The 19958-nt window shown below is 68.2% G+C and carries 15 protein-coding genes, 2 tRNA genes and 1 pseudogene; 8 read left to right on the plus strand and 10 right to left on the minus strand.

What is annotated here, in order from left to right:
* Positions 1 to 121 precede the first annotated feature (121 nt).
* The 7 genes from K206_RS0117495 to pgi all read left to right on the plus strand — a co-directional run bounded on the left by K206_RS0117495 (position 122) and on the right by pgi (position 8915).
* Complete coding sequence (locus K206_RS0117495) at positions 122 to 1084, plus strand: TRAP transporter substrate-binding protein (protein ID WP_020203693.1); 963 nt, start codon at positions 122 to 124, stop codon at positions 1082 to 1084.
* A 160-nt stretch (positions 1085 to 1244) separates the two neighbouring features.
* Positions 1245 to 1796: a TRAP transporter small permease subunit gene (locus tag K206_RS0117500; RefSeq protein ID WP_020203694.1), complete on the plus strand. Its 552-nt coding sequence runs from the start codon at positions 1245 to 1247 to the stop codon at positions 1794 to 1796.
* Positions 1796 to 3106, plus strand: coding sequence for a TRAP transporter large permease (locus K206_RS0117505; RefSeq protein WP_020203695.1), 1311 nt, complete (start codon positions 1796 to 1798; stop codon positions 3104 to 3106). The genes K206_RS0117500 and K206_RS0117505 overlap by 1 nt, the downstream gene beginning before the upstream one ends.
* 74 nt (positions 3107 to 3180) lie before the next feature.
* A complete protein-coding gene (locus tag K206_RS0117510; RefSeq protein WP_020203696.1) occupies positions 3181 to 4491 on the plus strand; it encodes a D-amino acid dehydrogenase in 1311 nt (436 codons plus the stop codon).
* A 2-nt stretch (positions 4492 to 4493) separates the two neighbouring features.
* Complete coding sequence (locus tag K206_RS0117515) at positions 4494 to 6104, plus strand: NAD(P)H-hydrate dehydratase (protein WP_020203697.1); 1611 nt, start codon at positions 4494 to 4496, stop codon at positions 6102 to 6104.
* Positions 6101 to 7099, plus strand: coding sequence for a DMT family transporter (locus tag K206_RS0117520; RefSeq protein WP_020203698.1), 999 nt, complete (start codon positions 6101 to 6103; stop codon positions 7097 to 7099). The genes K206_RS0117515 and K206_RS0117520 overlap by 4 nt, the downstream gene beginning before the upstream one ends.
* 184 nt (positions 7100 to 7283) lie before the next feature.
* A complete protein-coding gene (gene pgi / locus K206_RS0117525; protein WP_020203699.1) occupies positions 7284 to 8915 on the plus strand; it encodes a glucose-6-phosphate isomerase in 1632 nt (543 codons plus the stop codon).
* Positions 8916 to 8972: 57 nt separating this feature from the next.
* Here the strand turns inward: pgi and K206_RS0117530 are convergent, their stop codons facing one another.
* Positions 8973 to 9671, minus strand: coding sequence for an ABC transporter ATP-binding protein (locus tag K206_RS0117530; RefSeq protein WP_029043755.1), 699 nt, complete (start codon positions 9669 to 9671; stop codon positions 8973 to 8975).
* Between K206_RS0117530 and K206_RS0117535 the strand changes: the two genes are divergently transcribed.
* Positions 9670 to 10335, plus strand: a complete 666-nt coding sequence (locus K206_RS0117535; RefSeq protein ID WP_020203701.1) for an arylesterase — start codon at positions 9670 to 9672, stop codon at positions 10333 to 10335. The two genes, K206_RS0117530 and K206_RS0117535, sit on opposite strands and share 2 nt — an antisense overlap.
* 151 nt (positions 10336 to 10486) lie before the next feature.
* Here K206_RS0117535 and K206_RS0117540 read toward each other — a convergent pair whose 3' ends face one another.
* The 9 genes and pseudogenes from K206_RS0117540 to K206_RS0117575 form a co-directional block, all read right to left on the minus strand.
* Entirely contained in the window at positions 10487 to 12424 is a 1938-nt protein-coding gene (locus tag K206_RS0117540; protein WP_020203702.1) for a SurA N-terminal domain-containing protein, read from the minus strand.
* Positions 12425 to 12620: 196 nt separating this feature from the next.
* Positions 12621 to 12697 (minus strand) — tRNA-Asp (locus K206_RS0117545).
* A 92-nt stretch (positions 12698 to 12789) separates the two neighbouring features.
* A tRNA-Val gene (locus K206_RS0117550) sits at positions 12790 to 12865 on the minus strand.
* A gap of 47 nt (positions 12866 to 12912) precedes the next feature.
* Positions 12913 to 13107, minus strand: coding sequence for a hypothetical protein (locus K206_RS42940; RefSeq protein ID WP_155888115.1), 195 nt, complete (start codon positions 13105 to 13107; stop codon positions 12913 to 12915).
* Positions 13108 to 13188: 81 nt separating this feature from the next.
* A complete protein-coding gene (lon, locus tag K206_RS0117555) occupies positions 13189 to 15600 on the minus strand; it encodes an endopeptidase La (protein ID WP_029043756.1) in 2412 nt (803 codons plus the stop codon).
* Between the two features lie 249 nt (positions 15601 to 15849).
* Positions 15850 to 17124 carry an ATP-dependent Clp protease ATP-binding subunit ClpX gene (gene clpX, locus K206_RS0117560; RefSeq protein WP_020203704.1) on the minus strand — a complete coding sequence of 425 codons (1275 nt, stop codon included), beginning with the start codon at positions 17122 to 17124 and terminating at the stop codon, positions 15850 to 15852.
* A 211-nt stretch (positions 17125 to 17335) separates the two neighbouring features.
* Positions 17336 to 17986, minus strand: a complete 651-nt coding sequence (clpP, locus tag K206_RS0117565; RefSeq protein WP_020203705.1) for an ATP-dependent Clp endopeptidase proteolytic subunit ClpP — start codon at positions 17984 to 17986, stop codon at positions 17336 to 17338.
* Between the two features lie 96 nt (positions 17987 to 18082).
* Positions 18083 to 19441: a trigger factor gene (gene tig, locus K206_RS0117570; RefSeq protein ID WP_020203706.1), complete on the minus strand. Its 1359-nt coding sequence runs from the start codon at positions 19439 to 19441 to the stop codon at positions 18083 to 18085.
* A 229-nt stretch (positions 19442 to 19670) separates the two neighbouring features.
* Positions 19671 to 19958: pseudogene (locus K206_RS0117575) on the minus strand (hypothetical protein); the annotation flags it as partial.

Here is a 19958-nt window from a genome sequence, read left to right on the forward strand (position 1 = left end):
CCCACGCAGCACACGAAACACACGCAGGACCCAAGCCGCACAGAAAAGCCGTACCAGAACAGACCGAGCCGCAACGACCAACCAGGAGAGATCGATGCAAGGGAAGGCAATACTGAAGTACATGCTGCTGGGCGGGGTGCTGGCCGCCGCGTCGGCGCTGGCCCCCGTGGCGCAGGCACAGACCAGGTGGGACCTGCCGACCGGCTACCCCACCAACAACCTGCACACCGAGAACCTGCAGCAGATGGCCAACGACGTGGAGAAGGCCACCGGCGGCAAGCTCAAGATCCTGATCCATCCCAATGGCTCGCTGCTCAAGGCCAACGAGATCAAGCGCGGCGTGCAGACCGGCCAGGTGCAGATGGGCGAGATCCTGATGTCGCTGCTGGCCAACGAGAACCCGGTGTTCGGCGTGGACGCGGTGCCCTTCCTGGCCACCAGCTACCAGGATTCCTACAAGCTGTGGCAGGCCTCGCGCGCCGTCACCGACAAGGTGCTCGACAAGCAGGGCATGAAGCTGCTCTACGCGGTGGCGTGGCCGCCGCAGGGCATCTACGCCAACAAGCCGATCAACGCCGCGGCCGACATGAAGGGCCTCAAGTGGCGCGCCTACAATCCCGCCACCTCCAAGATCGCCGAGCTGGTCGGCGCGCAGCCGGTCACGATCCAGGCCGCCGACCTCGCCCAGGCGCTGGCCACCGGCACCGTCAATTCCTTCATGTCCTCGGGCGCCACCGGCGTGGACACCAAGGTGTGGGAAAGCGTGAAGTACTTCTACACGGTGGACGCCTGGCTGCCGAAGAACATGCTGGTGGTCAGCAAGAAGGCCTTCGCCGCGCTGGACAAGCCGACCCAGGACGCGCTGCTCAAGACCGTGGCCGAGGCCGAGAAGCGCGGCTGGCAGGTCTCCGAGCAGAAGACGCGCGACTACCTCGCCGTGCTCGGCAAGAACGGCATGACCGTGCAGCCGCCCTCGCCGCAGCTGCGGCAGGACATGCAGAAGGTCGGCCAGGTCATGGTCGACGAATGGGCCAGGAGCGCCGGCGACGACGGCAAGGCCATTCTCGAAGCCTACAAGAAGTAAGCCGGGCAGCCGGCGCCGGACCGGCGCCATGCACGCGGCATGCGGCGCCACCGCGCGTTTCCCGTGCATTTCCCGCGCGTCTTCCGCGCGCAGCCGCGGCGGCGCCCGCTGCCGCCGCGGCATGCGTCTCCTTTCACCGCACCCTCCCTCCTCTGCCGTCATGGAAGCTCCTGCCGTCAACAAGCGCTGGCTCGACCGGCTGCTTGACCTGTTCGCCGTGCTCGGCGCGCTGTGCATCCTCGGGGTCTGCATCATCATGATCCTGATGTCCTTCTCGCGCGAGACCACCATCATCTTCAAGGGCGGCGACGACATCGTCGCCTGGCTGTGCGCGGCCTCCGCCTTCCTCGTGCTCGGCCAGACCTTCCAGCACGGCGGCATCGTGCGCGTGGAAATGCTGCTCGAAGCGGTGAGCCCGCGCCAGCGCTGGTGGCTCGAGCTGCTGTCGCTCGCCATCTGCGCGGTGTTCGCCGGCTATGCCACCTGGGCGCTGCTGAGCTTCGCCTGGCAGAGCTGGGAGATCGGCGACGTCTCGCAGGGGCAGATCGTGGTGCCGCTGTGGATTCCGCAGAGCTTCGCGGTGCTGGGCTGCGCCGGCTTCGCGCTGGCCGTGCTCGACGAGCTGCTGCGCGTGGCGCGCCGCCAGAAGCCGCGCTACCAGCTCGCGCAGGAGGCCAAGCTGGCCGCCGGCGACTTCGGGGAGACCGTCTGATGAGCACCGTCCTGGTTTCCCTGATCCTGCTGCTGGTGATGATCGTGTTCCTGGTGATCGGGGCGTGGATCCCGGTGGCCATCGCCGTCACCTCGTGGGTGGGGCTGGTGGTCTTCGCCGACCACGACGCGCTGGTCAACCTGGCCAATGCGTGGTGGTCCTCGAGCGCGTCCTACACGCTGGCCTCGCTGCCGCTGTTCGTGTGGATGGGCGAGATCCTGTTCCGCACCAAGCTGTCCGAGCAGATGTTCAACGGCCTGTCGCCGTGGCTGAACTGGCTGCCCGGGCGGCTCATGCACGTCAACATCCTGGGCTGCGGCATCTTCGGTTCGGTGTCGGGCTCGTCGGCCGCCACCTGCGCCACCATCGCCAAGTCGGCGCTGCCCGAACTCACGCGGCGCGGCTACGACGAGCGCGTGACGCTGGGCTCGCTGTCGTGCGCCGGCACGCTCGGCATCCTGATCCCGCCGTCGATCACCATGGTGGTGTACGCGGTGTCGGCGGACGTGTCGATCATCCGCGTGTTCCTGGCCGGCTTCCTGCCGGGCCTGCTGCTGATGCTGCTGTTCTCGGGCTACATCGTGGCGTGGGCGCTGTCCAACCCGGACAAGACGCCGCCGGCCGAGCACTTCGGCTGGCGCGCGCGCCTGGCCTCGATCCGCCAGTTGATGCCGTGCATGATCCTGATCGCCTTCATCACCTGGATCATGATCACCGGCTACTCCACCGCCACCGAGGCCGCCGCCTACGGCGTGGTGGCCTCGCTGGCGCTGGCCTGGGCGGGCGGCTCGCTGACGCGCAAGGCGTTCTGGGAAAGCCTGATGTCGGCCACGCGGCTGACCGCCATGATCATGTTCGTGCTGGGCGCCACCTCGTTCCTGTCGGTGACGATGAGCTTCACCGGCATTCCGCGCGCGCTGGCCGAGTGGGTGGCGTCGATGCACCTGTCGCCGTGGGCGCTGATCGCCGTGCTGACGGTGATCTACATCCTGCTGGGCACCGCGCTGGACGGCATTTCCATGATCGCGCTGACCACCGCCACGGTGCTGCCGATGGTGCAGGCGGCGGGCTTCGATCTGGTATGGTTCGGGATATTCATCGTGCTGCTGGTGGAGATCGCCGAGGTCACGCCGCCGGTCGGCTTCAACCTGTTCGTGCTGCAGAGCATGACAGGCAAGGACAGCAACTACATCGCGCGGGTCTCGCTGCCGTTCTTCATGATGATGGTGATCGCCATCGGCATCATCACGGTATGGCCAACGCTGGTCACGTGGCTGCCCGACGTGGTGATGCAGAAGGAACTGAAGTAGGACCGCGCTGCCGGCCGCCGCATGCCGCCGGCGGCATTGCGCAACAGCGGGGGCCGCGGCCCCGACGGAGTGCCATGCATGTGATCGTGATCGGCGCCGGCGTGATCGGCGTGTGCTCGGCCTGGTATCTGCGCGAAGCCGGCTTCGACGTGACCGTGGTCGAGCGGCGCGCGGCGCCCGCGCAGGAATCGAGCTTCGGCAACGCCGGCGTGATCGCGCCCGGCTACGTCACGCCGTGGGCCGCGCCGGGCATGCCCGGCAAGGTGCTGCGCAACCTGTTCGCCAGCACCTCGCCGGTGCTGTTCCGCCCCAGCGCCGACCCGGCCATGTGGCGCTGGATCGCGCGCTGGCTCGGCGAATGCACGCTGGAGCGCTACCGCGTGAACAAGCTGCGCATGCAGCGGCTGGCCTTCTACAGCCGCGAATGCCTGCACGCGCTGCGCGGCAAGCTCGAGATCGACTACGAGCAGTCGCAGGGCTACCTGCAACTGTTCCGCACGCGGCGCGACCTGGTGCTGGCCGAGCCGGCGCTGGCGCTGCTGCGCGAGCACAAGGTGCCGCACCGCCTGGTCGACGCCGACGGCTGCCGCGGCATCGAGCCCGGCCTGACCACCGACACGCCGCTGGCCGGCGGCCTGCACCTGCCCGAGGACGAATCCGGCAACTGCCCGATGTTCGTGCGGCGCCTGCGCACGCTGGCCGAGGCCGCGGGCGTGCGCTTCGTCATGGACCGCGACGCCGGCGCGCCGCGCCCGCTGCCGGGCGGCGGGTTCGCGCTGGACCTGCGCGCTGTGGGCCATGGCACGGGCCACGATGCGGGCCACGCCGCCGGAAGCACGCCCGAGACGCTCACCGCGGACCGCATGCTGGTGTGCGCGGGCGTGGGCAGCGCCGCGCTGCTGCGCCCGCTCGGCCTGCACATCCCGCTCTACCCGGTCAAGGGATACTCCGCCACCGTGCAGATCAGCGACGAGCTGCAGGCGCCGCTGGCCGCGCTGATGGACGAGTCGTACAAGGTGGCCATCACGCGCATGGGCAACCGCCTGCGCGTGGCCGGCACGGCCGAGCTCGGCTCGCGCCGGCTCGACCTGCGCCCGGCCGCCGTCAACACCCTGCTCAAGGTGGCGCGCGACTGGTTCCCGGTGGCCGGCCACTACGGCAATGCCACGCTGTGGGCCGGCGCGCGCCCGATGCTGCCGGACGGCCCGCCGCTGATCGGCGCCACCGCCGTGCCCGGCCTGTTCCTCAACCTCGGCCACGGCTCGACCGGCTGGGCGATGGCCTGCGGCTCGGGCCGCATCGCCGCCGACCTGATCGCCGGCAACGCCGCCGCCATCGACCTGGAGGGCCTCACGCCCGCCCGCTACGGCCTCGGGCCGCGCTGACCATGCACACACCCCTGCCCGCTTCCCATTCCGCCGCGGCCTGGCTGCCGCTCGACGCCGCCAGCGCCGCCGGCATCCCGCTCTACGACGTGGCCGCCATCCGCCGCATCGAGGCCGCGGCGATGGCGACGCTGCCCGCCTTCGAGCTGATGTCGCGCGCCGGCGCCGCCGCCGCGGACTGGCTGGCGCGGCATGCGCCGGACGGCCCGCTGCTGATGTTGGCCGGCCCCGGCAACAACGGCGGCGACGCGCTGGTGGCCGCCACCCGCCTGCACCTGGCCGGGCGCGCGGTGCAGGCCTGGCTCACGGCCGAGCCGGACCGCCTGCCCGCCGACGCGGCGCGTGCCTGGCTGGAGGCCCGCGCCGCCGGCGTGCCGCTGCGCGTGCTGCCCCAGTCCGCCTGCCAGGGCGGCCTGCCACCGCTGCCGGCCGAGACCCGCGCGCTGGTCGACGGCCTGCTCGGCATCGGCCTCAACCGCCCCGCCGACGGCTACGTCGCGCAGTGGATCGCGCATCTCAACGGCGCCGGGCTGCCGGTGTTCGCCCTCGACATTCCCAGCGGCCTGTTCGCCGACACCGGCGCCGGCGCGCCGGCGGTATGCGCGTGCCGCACGCTGACCTTCATCGGCGCCAAGCCGGGCCTGCTGACGCTGGACGGCCGCGACTGCGCGGGCGAGGTGGACATCGCCCCGCTCGACCTGATCTATCCGCCGGCCGAGCACGCATGCGCCACGGTCAACGTGCCGGCCTCGTTCGCCGCGGCGCTGCCGGCGCGCCGGCATGCCACCAACAAGGGCAGCTTCGGCTCGCTGGCGGTGATCGGCGGCGGCGTGGGCATGACCGGCGCGCCGCTGCTGGGCGCGCGCGCCGCGCAGCACCTCGGCGCCGGGCGCGTGCACATCGCCTTCCTGGCGCAGCCGGCGCCGCTGCTCGATCCGGTGCATCCGGAACTGATGCTGCACCCGATCGCGGAGGTCGACCTGTCCGCCATGAACGCGCTGGTGATCGGCCCCGGCATGGGCACCGGCACGGCGGCGCGCAAGCAGCTCGCGCAACTGCTGCACGGCTGCGCGGCGGCGGCCGAACCGCCGGCGCTGGTATTGGACGCCGACGCGCTCAACCTGCTGGCCGCCGACCCCGCGCTGGCCGCGCTGCTGGCCGGCAGCGCGGCGGTGCGCGTGATGACGCCGCACCCGCTCGAAGCCGCGCGCCTGGCCGGCCTGAGCGTGGCCGAGATCCAGCGCGACCGCCTCGCCGCGGCGCGCGCGCTGGCGGCGCAATGGCAGGCGGTGGTGGTGCTCAAGGGCTCCGGCACGGTGATCGCGGCACCGCCCGACGCGGCCGGCGGCGTGGCGCTGTCGGTCAACCCGACCGGCAACGCGGGCCTGGCCACCGCCGGCACCGGCGACGTGCTGGCCGGCATGGCCGGCGCGCTGCTGGCGCAGGGCATGCCGCCGCTGCAGGCCGCGCAGGCCGCGGTATGGCTGCACGGGCGCGCCGCCGACCGCCTGGTGGCCGACGGCATCGGGCCGGCCGGGCTGACCGCCAGCGAGCTCTACCTGCCGCTGCGCGCGCTGTTCAACGACCTGCTGCGGCAGCCGGGCCGCGCATGAGCGACGCCGCCGAGCGCGCCGCGCCGCTGGCGCCGGCCGGTTCCGCTACGGCATCCAGCGCGGCATCCGTCGCCGCGCCCGCCACGGCCCGCCGCCAGTTGCTGACCGGCGTGGCGCTGCTGGTGCTGGGCCAGTGGATCCTGAGCCTGCTCGACGCCAGCAGCAAGATGCTGACCCAGCAGGGCCTGCCGGTGATGGGCGTGGCCTGGGTGCGCTACGTGGGCCACGTGGCGGCGATCTTCCTGCTGCTGGGGCCGGCGCGCTTCCGCGCGCAGTGCCGCCCGGCGAAGCCGGCCCTGCAATGGCTGCGCGGCGGCCTGATGCTGGTATCCACGCTGGTGTTCTTCAGCGTGCTCCGGCTGATGCCGCTGGCCGAGGCCACCGCGCTCAATTTCTGCGCGCCGCTGTTCGTGGTGGCGCTGTCGCCGTGGCTGCTCGGCGAGCGCCCCGGCTTTCACGCGCGCGCCAGCCGCTGGAGCGGCGTGGCGGTCGGCTTCGCCGGCATGCTGGTGGTGGTGCGCCCCGGCGGCGAGCTGAGCGGGCCGGGCATCGCGCTGGGCCTGCTGTCGGCGCTGGTGTTCGCGCTGATGCAGATGCTGACGCGGCGCATCGCCGCGCACGATGCGCCCATGACCACGCTGATCCAGAGCGGCGTCACCGGCGCGGCGCTGACCACCGCGCTGGTGCCGTTCTTCTGGTTCGAGTCGGTGCCCACGCCGCTGCAGGCGGGCCTGCTGCTGAGCACCGGCATCACCGGCTCGATCGGGCACTACTTCGTGATCCGCGCGTTCCAGTACGCGGACGCATCGTTTCTCAGCCCCTTCCTTTATCTGCAGATCCTGTCGGCCACCGCCATCGGCTACCTGGCTTTCGGCCAGTTGCCGGACTGGATCACGGCGCTGGGCGTGGCCGTGATCTGCGCCGGCGGCGTGTGCGTGGCCGGCGGCGAACCGGCGCTGCGCATGCTGGCGCGGAGGCTCGACCGCGCGCGCTGAATGTCAGCCACGCACCGACAGCGCGCCATACCCCTATTTGGTAGTGTTTCGAAATACGAAGCAATGCCGTCTATTGCCGCTATTTGGCGAAAACACGTCATGTGGCGGCGCTATACTTCATGCGCGGCGCCGCCGGCCGGTTTCCGTACTGCATATCAAAGAATCTCCAGAGAATTCCGCACGCATGCCCACTGATTTCCACGCCTGGCGCTCCCTCCTGCAACACCACGAGACCATCCGCGACACCCCCATGCGCGACTGGTTCGATGCCGACGATGCCAGCCAGCGTGCCGCGCAATTCTCACTGGAAGCCGCCGGCCTGTACCTCGACTACGCCAAGAACCGCATCACGCCGCAGACCTTCGCGCTGCTGATGCAACTGGCCGACGAGGCCGGCGTGGCCCGCCGCCGCGACGCCATGTTCGCCGGCGACCACATCAACGCCACCGAGGACCGCGCGGTGCTGCACATCGCGCTGCGCGCCTGCCCCGGCACCACCTTCGAGGTGGACGGCAAGCCGGTGACGCCGGCGATCCATGCCGTGCTCGAGCGCATGCGCGTGTTTTCCGAACGGGTGCGCGGCGGCGAGTGGACCGGCGCCACCGGCAAGCGCATCACCGACGTCATCAACATCGGCATCGGCGGCTCGGACCTGGGCCCGCGCATGGTGTGCCGGGCGCTGTCGCACCTGGCCGACGGCGGGCCGCGCATGCATTTCGTCTCCAACGTGGACGGCACCGAGCTGGCCGAGACGCTGGCGCGGCTGGACCCGGAGCAGACCCTGGTGATCGTCTGCTCCAAGACCTTCACCACGCTCGAGACGATGGCCAACGCCAACAGCGCGCGCGCGTGGTTCCTGTCGCGCGGCGTGAGCCAGGCGCAACTGGCCAGCCACTTCGCCGCGGTGTCGACCAACGTGGAGGCGGTGCGCGCGTTCGGCATCGACCCGGCGCACATGTTCGAATTCTGGGACTGGATCGGCGGGCGCTTCTCGCTGTGGTCCTCGGTGGGCCTGTCGATCGCGCTGGCGGTCGGCTACGATGCCTTCGCCGACCTGCTGGCCGGCGGCCGCGCGATGGACGAGCATTTCGCCGGCGCGCCGCTGGCGCGCAACATGCCGGTGGTGCTGGCCATGATCGGCATCTGGTACCGCGATTTCTTCGGCATGCCGACCAGCTGCATGGCGCCCTACTCGACCTCGCTGGAACTGTTTCCCGCCTTCCTCCAGCAACTGGAGATGGAGAGCAACGGCAAGTCGGTCCAGCTCGACGGCCGCCCGGTGCGCGCGCATACCGCGCCGGTGGTGTGGGGCTCGGCCGGCACCAACGGCCAGCATGCGTATTTCCAGCTGATCCACCAGGGCTCGCAGATCGTGCCGGTGGATTTCGTGGCGCCGCTGCGGCCGCCGCGCGAACTGCCCGGCCACCATGCCAAGCTGCTGGCCAACTGCTTCGCGCAGGGCGAGGCGCTGATGCGCGGGCGCAGCGCCGACGAGCTGCGCGCCGCCGGCATGACCGACGAGGTGCGCATCGCGCATATGGTGTTCGAAGGCAACCGGCCCAGCAACACGCTGCTGATGGAAGACATCACGCCGCATGCGCTCGGCGCGCTGATCGCTCTGTACGAGCACCGCACCTTCGTGCAGGGCGTGGTGTGGAACATCAATTCGTTCGACCAGTGGGGCGTGGAGCTGGGCAAGATCCTGGCCAAGCCGATCGAAGCCGAGCTGACCGGCGCGGTGGCCGCGCCGGCGCCGCACGACGCCTCCACCAGCGGCCTGATCGCCCGCGCGCGCGCCGCGCTGGGCATGGCCTAGTTTTCCCGCCTCCTCCCGGACTTCCCGGACCTCCCGCGCGTCTCGTTCGCCGCCGGCTCAGACCGGCGCCGCCATCAACTCGTCGCTGGCCACGCGCCCGGCCTCGATGGTCAGGACGCGCCCGCAGCGCGCCGCCACCGAGCGGTCGTGCGTGACCAGCACCAGGGTCGAGCCGGCATCGCGGTTGAGTTCGAACATCAGCGCGATCACGGCCTCGCCGGTGGCGGTGTCGAGGCTGCCGGTGGGCTCGTCGGCGAACAGGATGTCCGGGCGCGCCACGAACGCGCGCGCCAGCGCCACGCGCTGCTGCTCGCCGCCGGACAGCGTGCGCGGATAATGCGAAAGACGCCCGCCCAGGCCGACGCGCGCCAGCATGTCGGCCGCGCGTTCGCGCACGCCTTCGGTCTCGCCGCGCAGCTCCAGCGGCAGCATCACGTTCTCCAGCGCGGTCAGGTGGCCGACCAGCTGGAACGACTGGAACACGAAGCCGACGTGGCGGCCGCGCTGCGCCGCGCGCTGGTCCTCGTCGAGCTGGAACAGGTCCTGGCCGTTGAGCCGGACCGTGCCCGTGGTGGGCAGATCGAGGCCGGCCAGCAGGCCCAGCAGCGTCGACTTGCCCGAGCCGGAGGCTCCCACGATGGCCAGCGTTTCGCCGCGCGTGACGGAAAACGTGACGTCATGCAGAATCGTCAGCGAACCGGTCGTGTCGGCTACGGTCTTTCCTAATGACTCGACTGCAAGAATGGAAGAAGACATGAGCAAGAAGTTCTGGTGCGGTTGGCGCAAGCTGGGGCTGGCGCTGTGTGCGGCCACGCTGCTGCCCTTGACGGCGGCGGCGGCCTCGGCGCCGGCCATCCTGGTGCTGGGCGACAGCCTGTCCGCGGAGTATGGCATCTCGCGCGACGCGGGCTGGGTCAAGCTGATGGAAGCCCGGCTACGCGCCGAGCGCCTCGATTATAGCGTCGTGAACGCCAGCATCAGCGGCGAGACCACCGTGGGCGGCAAGACCCGCCTGCCCGACCTGCTGGCGCGCCACCACCCCGCCGTGGTGATCGTGGAGCTCGGCGCCAACGATGCGCTGCGCGGCCTGCCGCTGCAGACCACCGAGGCCAACCTGCGCAGCATCGTCACCGGCGCGCAGCAGGCCCGGGCCGGCGTACTGCTGGTCGGCATGCGCATCCCGCCCAACTACGGGCCGGACTACACGGAACGCTTTTTCGCGCTCTACCCGAAGCTGGCCGGCGAGTACAAGACGCGGCTGGTGCCGTTCCTGCTCGAAGGGGTCATCGCCCGGCCGGACTGGTTCCAGCAGGACCGCATGCATCCCACGGCGCAGGCGCAGGGCACGCTGCTCGATACGGTGTGGCCGCAGCTCAGGCCGCTGCTGAAGGCGCCGGCGGCGCGCGCCGCCGAGCGCTAGGGCATACGACTGCCGGAATGAAAAAGAGGCGCCCGCTGGGGCGCCTCCGGCTTTGTGCCGATGGGTCGTCTTGCTGCCGGTTTGCTCCCCTCTCCCGCACGCGGGAGAGGGGAGCAAACCAGTGGCGTGCGAAGACGCCGGCCGGCAATCCTTACTGCGCGGCGGCCTCGCTCGCGGCCGCGGCGACGGGCTTGAGCACCTTCACCTTCGCTGCCGCCTTCAGGCTGTCATAGAACGCTTCGAGCTCGGTCTGGCCGGCCATCTGCGCCAGCTGCTGGGCCTCGCCCTGGCGCTGCGCGGGGTCCACCTGCGCGGGCTGACTGACCTTGGCGATGCGATAGATGGCATAACCGTCCGCGCCGAGGTCGACGCCGACCAGCGCGGGCAGCTTGGCGACGTCGGCGCGCATCACGGCTTCCAGCGCCTTGGGCGGCAGGTTCTCGGGCTTGGCGCGCGACACCGTGAGCACCGGGCCGAAGCCTTCGGCGGCGCCGCTCTTCTTGAGCGCTTCCAGGCGCGCCGCGCCTTCCTTGTCGGCCAGCTCGGCGGCCTGCTGCGCGATGTAGCCTTCGCGCACCTTGGCCTGCACGTCTTCGAACTTGCGCGTGGTGGCCGGGCGGTAGTCGACGATGCGCGCCGCCACCAGCATGTTGGGCGCGACCTGCACGGCTTCGGTGTTGCGCTTGTTCTTGAGCGAGTCCTCGCTGAACAGCGCCTTGAGCAGCTTGTCGTTGTTGAGCGGGTTCTGCGCGCCCAGCGCCGGGTTCGGCTCGCGCGTCACGCCGTCGGCGGTCTGGATGGTCAGCTTGAACTTGTCGGCGGCGGACTTGAGGCTGTCGGACTGCTCATAGACCGTGTTGCCGAACGCGTCGGCCAGTTCGGTGAACTTCTTGGCGGCAAGCTGCTTGCGCAGTTCGGCTTCGAGGTCGGTGCGGACCTGGTCGAGCGGCTTGGTCTCGGCCGGCTTGATGCCGGTGAGCTTGATGATGTGGTAGCCGTAGTCGGTTTCCACCACATCGCTGAGCTGGCCGTCCTTGAGCGAGAACATGGCGTCCTCGAACGGCTTGACCAACGCGCCGCGGCCCATGAAGCCGAGGTCGCCGCCCTTCTCCGCCGAGCCCGGATCCTTCGATTCCTTGCGCGCCACGTCGGCGAAGGTTTCCGGATGCTTGCGCAGGTCTTCCAGCAGCTTGGCCGCCTTTTCCTGGGCGGCCTTGCGGTCCGCCGCCGGCGCGTCCTTGGGCGAGGCGATCAGGATATGGCTGGCGCGGCGCTGCTCGTCGGTGCGAAAGCGCGCGATGTTGCTGTCGTAGTAGGACTTGAGCTCCTCGGGCGTGACCGGCGTCGAGGCGGCCAGCGCGTCGGCCGACAGCACCAGGTATTCGACCTTGGCCTGCTCGGGCACGGCGAACTGCGTCTTGTGGCTTTCGTAGTACGCCTTCAGCGCGGCTTCGTCGGGCGTGACCTTGGCGGCGAAATCGGCCGGCTTGAACTGCAGCACCTGCACGTCGCGCTGCTGGTCGCGGATGGCGATCAGGCGGTCGAGCAGCGACTTGGGCACGAAGGCCGTGGCGCCGATCGAGCCGCCGAGCTGCTGCGTGGCGAGGTCGAAGCGCATGCGCGCCTCGAGCTGCTCGGGCGTGAGGCCCTGCTGCGCCAGCAGTTCGAGATAGGGCTTGGGCTCGAGGCGGCCGTCGGCCTGCTTGGGCAGGCTGGCGATCGCCGGGATGCTGTAGATGGCTTGCTGGAGCGCCACGTCGGACACCGTCAGATGCTTGTTGGCGACGTCGTTGGCCACCACGCGCTGCAGGATGAGCTGGTCGAGCACCTGCTGGCGGGCCTGCGCGCCTTCGAACTGGCGCGGGTCATAGTTGGGGCCGAGCACCTGGCGCATGCGCTCGCTCTGGTCGCGCACGACGTTGTCGACTTCCTGCGTGGTGATCGCGCGGCCGTCGACCTTGGCTGCGTCGTGCGAGCTGTCCATGAAGCGCGAGTAGCTTTCCACGCCGAAGAATACGAACGACGGGAAGACAAGCACCAGCAGCAGCAGAAGCATCAAGCGGCGGTTGTTGCGTACGAAATCAAGCATGCGGACTCAGGAGAAGGGTTGGTACGAACGGCAAACTCCGGGATTCTATCAGGAGCGGCACGCTTCACGCGATTTACGGCCCGCCATTGCGCGGTTGCGCGCGGATCCGCCCGGGAACGGGGAAAGCCGGCGGACGCCGCAAAGCAGAACGGGCCGCTAAGGGCCCGTTCTGCTGACGTTCTGCTCACTGCTTGTTTGGCGGAGTGGACGGGGCTCGAACCCGCGACCCCCGGCGTGACAGGCCGGTATTCTAACCAACTGAACTACCACTCCTGGATTCAGTGCGGCCGTGCTCTTGCGCGCTGTTCTTCGTCGTGACGAGACCGAAGAGGCGAGAGACGGCGAGGTGTCCGAGGCACCGAGCGTGGTGGGTGCTGAGGGGCTCGAACCCCCGACCTACGCCTTGTAAGGGCGCCGCTCTACCAACTGAGCTAAGCACCCGCTCGTACCGCGAATCTGCATGTATCGCCGCGCACATATCAGAGCACTTACTGCTGTTTGCGTTGCGAGGCCGCAAGTGTAATACAGGCGTCGCCGTTTTGCCAAGCATTCTTCATGGCCGCATCGGGCGGCGCAAAAGCCGCGTACGGGCCGCGTGAAAGCCCCCGTAAACAACCCTGCGCAACCCCGCGCAACCCCACGCGATGGTCGTGCGCGCCGACCTGCGCGATGTCTTCGCGCAATGAAAAACGCCGCGGGCAAAACCCGCGGCGTCTCGTGCTGCCGTCATGCGGCGGGGCCCCGGACAGCGGGCCCCTGCGATGTCAGTGATGGATCATCTCGACCTTGGCCGCGGCCTTGTCCGCCACGTCGGCGGGCTTGGCCACTTCCTCGGGCAGCGGCTCGGGCTTGCGCTCGAGCGCCAGTTCCAGGACCTTGTCGATCCAGCGCACCGGGATGATCTCGATGGCGTTCTTGACGTTGTCCGGGATCTCGGCCAGATCCTTCACGTTCTCCTCGGGGATCAGCACCAGCTTGATGCCGCCGCGATGGGCCGCCAGCAGCTTCTCCTTGAGGCCGCCGATCGGCAGCACTTCGCCGCGCAGCGTGATCTCGCCGGTCATGGCCACGTCGGCGCGCACCGGGATGCCCGTCAGCACCGACACCAGCGCCGTGGTCATGGCGCCGCCGGCCGAAGGACCGTCCTTGGGCGTGGCGCCTTCGGGCACGTGGATGTGGATGTCGCGCTTCTCGAACATCTCGTCCGGGATGCCCAGGCGGCGGGCGCGCGAGCGCACCACCGAGCGGGCCGCCTCGACCGACTCCTTCATCACGTCGCCGAGCGAGCCGGTGCGCGTGATGTTGCCCTTGCCCGGCATGATCGCGGCTTCGATGGTCAGCAGGTCGCCGCCCACCTCGGTCCACGCCAGGCCAGTCACCTGGCCGACCTGGTTTTCCTTGCCGGCCAGGCCGAAGTCGTACTTGCGCACGCCGAGGAACTTGTCCAGGTTGTCCGAGGCCACCTTGACCGTGCCCGATTCCTTCTTGAGCAGCAGCAGCTTCACCACCTTGCGCGCGATCTTCGACACTTCACGCTCGAGCGAGCGCACGCCCGCTTCCCGCGTGTAGTAGCGGATGATGTCGCGCAGCGCTTCCTCGCTGACTTCGATCTCGCCTGCCTTCAGACCATTGTTCTTGATCTGCTTGGGCAGCAGGTAGCGCTGGGCGATGTTGACCTTTTCCTCTTCGGTGTAGCCGGAGAGGCGGATCACTTCCATGCGGTCCAGCAGCGGCGGCGGAATGTTCAGCGAGTTCGAGGTCGCCACGAACATCACGTCGGACAGGTCGAAGTCCACTTCGATGTAGTGGTCCTGGAACGTGTGGTTCTGTTCCGGGTCCAGCACCTCGAGCAGCGCCGACGAAGGATCACCGCGGAAGTCCATGCCCATCTTGTCGATTTCGTCGAGCAGGAAGAGCGGATTGCGCACGCCGACCTTGGACAGGCTCTGCAGGATCTTGCCCGGCATCGAGCCGATGTAGGTCCTGCGGTGGCCGCGGATCTCGGCCTCGTCGCGCACGCCGCCCAGCGCCATGCGCACGAACTTGCGGTTCGTGGCGCGCGCCACCGACTGCCCGAGCGAGGTCTTGCCCACGCCGGGAGGCCCGACCAGGCACAGGATCGGCGCCTTCACCTTGTCCACGCGCTGTTGCACCGCGAGGTACTCGAGAATGCGTTCCTTGACCTTCTCCAGGCCATAGTGGTCTTCGTCGAGCACGCGCTCGGCGTTGGTGAGGTCGTTGTTGACCTTGCTCTTCTTGCGCCACGGCAGGTTGACCAGCGTGTCGATGTAGTTGCGCACGACGGTGGCTTCGGCCGACATCGGCGACATCAGCTTGAGCTTCTTGAATTCGGCGTCGGCCTTCTTCTTGGCTTCCTTCGGCATGCGCGCGGCCTTGATGCGCTTGTCGAGCTCTTCCAGGTCGGCGCCCTCTTCGCCCTCGCCCAGTTCCTTCTGGATGGCCTTGACCTGCTCGTTCAGGTAGTACTCGCGCTGGCTCTTCTCCATCTGGCGCTTGACGCGGCCGCGGATGCGCTTTTCGACCTGCAGGATGTCGATCTCGCCCTCGAGCTGTGACAGCAGGCTCTCGAGGCGCTCGGTGACGTTCACCATCTCGAGGATCTTCTGCTTCTGCTCGAGCTTGATCGGCAGGTGCGCGGCGATGGTGTCGGCCAGGCGGCCGGGCTCGTCGATGCCCGACAGCGAGGTCAGGATCTCGGGCGGGATCTTCTTGTTGAGCTTCACGTACTGGTCGAACTGCGACACGATGGCGCGGCGCAGCGCCTCCGTCTCGGCGGTCTCGACCGGGCCCGGCGGCACGGGCACGGCTTCGCACATGAAGTGCGAGTCGTCTTCGCTCACTTCGCGGATATTCGCGCGCTGCGTGCCTTCGACCAGCACCTTGACGGTGCCGTCGGGCAGCTTGAGCATCTGCAGGATATTGGCGATGCAGCCCACCTCGTAGAGGTCGTCGGCGGTCGGCTCATCCTTGGCCGCCGTCTTCTGGGCTACAAGCATGATGCTCTTGCCCGACTCCATCGCAGTTTCAAGCGCCTTGATGGACTTCGGACGTCCCACGAACAGTGGGATCACCATGTGCGGAAACACCACCACGTCGCGCAGCGGCAACAGTGGCAGGCGAATCGGCTCAGCCGGGAGGAGTTGTGTTCCGGACATCATTTTCCCCAGTCAGTCATTTAGGCGTAAATTGGGCCGCATGAATCGATTGCAAGACACGCTTCGCCAACGATTCATGACCCCATGCAAATGCCGGTTTCCGCACTTGCAGGACCCGTCCAAACAGCATACCCCCGTTTCCTCCCCTTCGTTTTACGAAAATGAAGAAAAAAAGCCGCTCGCTTTTTGCGAGCGGCCTTTCGGTCTCGCTGCCGGCCTCGATCAAACACAAAGCGCCGGCGTTCGCCGTCAGTTCGAACCGGCCACCTTGGGCTGGTCCTCGTACATCAGCAGCGGCGGGGCATCCCCGGTGATGGTGTTCTCGTCGATCACCACCTTCTGCACACCCTTGTAGTTCGGCAGGTCGTACATCACGTCCATCAGCGACTGTTCGAGAATCGAACGCAGGCCGCGCGCGCCGGTCTTGCGGCGGATGGCCTTGCGCGCGATCGCGGACAGCGCGGCCGGGCGGATTTCCAGCTCCACGCCTTCCATCGCCAGCAGCTTCTGGTATTGCTTGACCAGCGCGTTCTTGGGCTCGACCAGGATCTGCATCAGCGCGGCCTCGTCGAGCTTGGCCAGCGTGGCGACCACCGGCAGGCGGCCGATCAGTTCCGGGATCAGGCCGAACTTGATCAGGTCTTCCGGCTCGGTCTGCGGCAGCACTTCGCTGGCGTCGCGCTCTTCCTTGCTCTGCACCTGCGCGGCAAAACCGATGCCGGTCTTGTCCGAGCGCTGCATGATGACCTTTTCCAGGCCATCGAACGCGCCGCCGCAGATGAACAGGATGTTGGTCGTGTCGACCTGCAGGAAGTCCTGGTTCGGATGCTTGCGCCCGCCCTGCGGCGGCACCGAGGCCATCGTGCCCTCGATCAGCTTGAGCAGGGCCTGCTGCACGCCCTCGCCCGACACGTCGCGGGTGATGGACGGGTTGTCCGACTTGCGCGAGATCTTGTCGATCTCATCGATGTAGACGATGCCGCGCTGTGCCTTCTCCACCTCGTAGTTGCAGTTCTGCAGCAACTTCTGGATGATGTTTTCCACGTCCTCGCCGACGTAGCCGGCTTCGGTCAGCGTGGTGGCGTCGGCGATCACGAACGGCACGTTGAGCAGGCGCGCCAGCGTCTGCGCGAGCAGCGTCTTGCCCGAGCCGGTCGGCCCGATCAGCAGGATGTTGCTCTTGGACAACTCGACGTCGTCCTTCTTGCCGAGGTGCTTGAGGCGCTTGTAGTGGTTGTACACCGCCACGGCCAGGATCTTCTTGGCCTGTTCCTGCCCGATCACGTACTGATCGAGGCTTTCGCGGATCTCGTGCGGCGTGGGGAGATCGGACTTGGCCGTGGCGCCGGCATCCTTGTCGGATGCCGCTGCCTCGTCGCGGATGATCTCGTTGCACAGGTCGATGCATTCGTCGCAAATGAACACCGACGGGCCGGCGATGAGCTTCTTTACCTCGTGCTGGCTCTTGCCGCAGAACGAGCAGTAAAGGAGCTTCTCGCTGGATGAACCTTTTTTATCCGCCATAGGAATCAGTCACATTAGCAGTGTGCGTGCCGCAGGGCCAAGGCGCTGCGGGGATACGCTTCAAACGCATCATACGCCAAAACAATTGGCGCGGCGGTGGAACCCCTACGCTGTGGGGCAAAAGCAAAAAACGAGGCGCCAGGCCTCGTTTCTGCATAGCCTTCTTCAATCCGCGCCGGCCCCGGAACCCGCAGGTTCCGGGGTGGCGTTTTCAGCTACGGCGGGCGATGACCTTGTCGATCAGGCCATAGTCCACCGCCTGGTCGCCGCTCATGAAGTTGTCGCGATCGGTATCGCGGGCAATCTTCTCGACCGGCTGGCCGGTGACTTCCGACAGGATGCCGTTCAGGCGCTCGCGCAGGTACAGGATCTCGCGGGCCTGGATCTCGATGTCCGAGGCCTGGCCGCGCGCGCCGCCGAGCGGCTGGTGGATCATGATGCGCGAGTTCGGCAGCGCCGAACGCTTGCCCTTGGCGCCGGCTGCCAGCAGGAACGCGCCCATGCTGGCGGCCATGCCCATGCACAGCGTGGATACGTCCGGCTTGACGAACTGCATGGTGTCGTAGATGGCGAGGCCCGCCGACACCGAGCCGCCCGGCGAGTTGATGTAGAGCGAGACGTCCTTGTCGGGATTTTCGCTCTCCAGGAACAGCAGCTGTGCCACCACCAGGTTAGCGGTCTGGTCGTTGACTTCGCCCACCATGAAGATCACGCGCTCCTTCAGCAGGCGCGAGTAGATGTCATAGGCGCGCTCGCCCCGACCGGACTGCTCGACCACCATCGGCACCAGCCCGAGTCCCTGCGTTTCCAGGGCGGAGGCCTGCGTGGTGGCCAGACGGTCAAGCAAATCATTGCGGGTCATGCAAGTTCTCCTGGAGTTCGGTGAGAGACAAGGCGGCGAGAAGCGAGGCCGCGGCCGGCGCCGCCATCAGGAAACGGCGCGCCGGACTGGCCAGGCTCAGGCCTGCTGGGGCTGGTTGCCTTCGGCAGTCAGTTCCTCGAAGGACACCGTCTTGTCGGTGACCTTGGCCTTGTCGCACACGAAATTTACCACGTTGTTTTCGAGCACGTAGGCCTCCATCTCGGCCAGGCGCTGCTGGTCGCCGTAGTACCAGCGCATGACTTCCTTCGGGTCCTCGTAGCTCTTGGCGAAGTCCTCGATCTCGGCCTTGATCTGGTCGGCCTTGGCGTCCAGGCCGTGGGCCTTGACGATCTCGGCCAGGATCAGGCCCAGCTTGACGCGGCGCTCGGCCTGCTGGGTGAACATCTCGGCCGGAATCGGCATGTCCTTGGCGTTCGGCATGCCGCGCTGTTCCAGGTCGCGGCGGGCCATCTCGACCAGGCGCTCCTGGTCCTGCTCGACCAGTGCCTTGGGCACGTCCAGCTCGCTGGCCTTGAGCAGCGCGTCCATCACCTGGTCCTTCAGCATGGCGTGGGTACGGCGCTTGACTTCGCGCTCGAGGTTCTCGCGGATGTCGGCGCGCATCTTCTCGACGCTGCCGTCGGCGATGCCGAGCGACTTGGCGAACTCGTCGTTGACTTCCGGCAGGTGCGCCCACTCGATCTTCTTGAGCGTGACGGTGAACTCGGCGGTCTTGCCGGCCACTTCCTTGCCGTGGTAGTCGGCGGGGAAGGTCAGCGGGAAGCTCTTGCTTTCGCCGACCTTCAGGCCCAGGGCGGCCTGCTCGAACTCGGGCAGCATGCGGCCTTCGCCCAGCACGAAGGCGAAGTCGTCCGCCTTGCCGCCGGGGAATTCGACGTCGTCGATCTTGCCGACGAAGTCCAGCGTGACGCGGTCGCCGTTCTGGGCAGCCGCTTCGCCGCCGCCGTCGCCGTGCTCGCCGGCTTCGCCGCGGGTGTGGTAGTGCACGCGCTGCTTGCGCAGGATGTCGATGGTCTTGTCGACTTCGGCATCGGTGATTTCGGTCTTGGTGCGGGTCACTTCGGCCGTGGCCAGGTCACCCAGCTTGACTTCCGGGTACACCTCGAAGGTGGCGTCGAACGCCACTTCGTCCTCGCCCACGCCTTCGGTCTTGACTTCGAAGCGCGGCTGGCCGGCGACCTTGACGTCCTGTTCCTTGGTGATGTCGAAGAACTTGCGGGCAGCCTTGTCGTAGCGCACTTCGAACTCGACTTGCTGGCCGTACTGCTTCTCGACCATCTTCATCGGCACCTTGCCGGGACGGAAACCGGACATCTTCACCGTCTTCGACAGGCGAACCAGACGATCCTGCTTTTCCTTTTCGACTTCGGCCTTGGGAATGGCCAGGGTCACCTTGCGGTCCAGTTTGCCAAGGTTTTCAATGACATTCGACATGGTCGTTGATCCAATCCAGAGATGTTGTTGTGTTCGTAAGCGCACCCCGCCCGCGCGCCCGGCATGAAGCGGGGCAATGCGCGGCGGCGAGCGCCGGTGCCAGTGCGAAGTCCTGTCCGCAAGCTTGCCGGCATGCGCTGGAAACCACGCCCCGGAGCTTCCGGGCACAGGCCCCGCGCAAACGGAAAACGGGGATTATCGCACGGTTTTCGTTCGCTTCCGGCAGTTTTTAGCCGGGAACGGACTCGGAACCGGGTCCGGAGGCGGCTGGCGCGGACCCGCCCGCGTCCCCCGCCAGCCCCTGCCGCAGGGCGCGCACCAGCAGCCGCGCCGGATCGACGGCCTCGGCCAGCTCCAGCTCCAGCGGCAACGGCTCCCCGTCGATCTGGCTGGCCAGCAGTTCGGCGCCCAGTGCGGCCCATGTGAGGCCGCGCGAGCCATATGCAAGGGCCGCGTACAGGCCAGGCAGGCGCGGCACGTCGCGCAGGCGCGCGCCGCGCAGCGCCGCGGCGTCCTG

Source organism: Cupriavidus sp. WS, from assembly GCF_000395345.1.
In the GTDB taxonomy this organism is placed as follows: Bacteria; Pseudomonadota; Gammaproteobacteria; order Burkholderiales; family Burkholderiaceae; genus Cupriavidus; species Cupriavidus basilensis_B.

Bases quoted from the DNA above. Each gene is read 5' to 3' on its own strand.
- K206_RS0117495 (WP_020203693.1), top strand. From the start codon at position 122: ATGCTGCTGGGCGGGGTGCTGGCCGCCGCGTCGGCGCTGGCCCCCGTG.
- K206_RS0117500 (WP_020203694.1), top strand. From the start codon at position 1,245: ATGGAAGCTCCTGCCGTCAACAAGCGCTGGCTCGACCGGCTGCTTGAC.
- K206_RS0117505 (WP_020203695.1), top strand. From the start codon at position 1,796: ATGAGCACCGTCCTGGTTTCCCTGATCCTGCTGCTGGTGATGATCGTG.
- K206_RS0117510 (WP_020203696.1), top strand. From the start codon at position 3,181: ATGCATGTGATCGTGATCGGCGCCGGCGTGATCGGCGTGTGCTCGGCC.
- K206_RS0117515 (WP_020203697.1), top strand. From the start codon at position 4,494: ATGCACACACCCCTGCCCGCTTCCCATTCCGCCGCGGCCTGGCTGCCG.
- K206_RS0117520 (WP_020203698.1), top strand. From the start codon at position 6,101: ATGAGCGACGCCGCCGAGCGCGCCGCGCCGCTGGCGCCGGCCGGTTCC.
- pgi (WP_020203699.1), top strand. From the start codon at position 7,284: ATGCCCACTGATTTCCACGCCTGGCGCTCCCTCCTGCAACACCACGAG.
- K206_RS0117535 (WP_020203701.1), top strand. From the start codon at position 9,670: ATGAGCAAGAAGTTCTGGTGCGGTTGGCGCAAGCTGGGGCTGGCGCTG.
- K206_RS0117530 (WP_029043755.1), bottom strand. From the start codon at position 9,671: ATGTCTTCTTCCATTCTTGCAGTCGAGTCATTAGGAAAGACCGTAGCC.
- K206_RS0117540 (WP_020203702.1), bottom strand. From the start codon at position 12,424: ATGCTTGATTTCGTACGCAACAACCGCCGCTTGATGCTTCTGCTGCTG.
- lon (WP_029043756.1), bottom strand. From the start codon at position 15,600: ATGTCCGGAACACAACTCCTCCCGGCTGAGCCGATTCGCCTGCCACTG.
- clpX (WP_020203704.1), bottom strand. From the start codon at position 17,124: ATGGCGGATAAAAAAGGTTCATCCAGCGAGAAGCTCCTTTACTGCTCG.
- clpP (WP_020203705.1), bottom strand. From the start codon at position 17,986: ATGACCCGCAATGATTTGCTTGACCGTCTGGCCACCACGCAGGCCTCC.
- tig (WP_020203706.1), bottom strand. From the start codon at position 19,441: ATGTCGAATGTCATTGAAAACCTTGGCAAACTGGACCGCAAGGTGACC.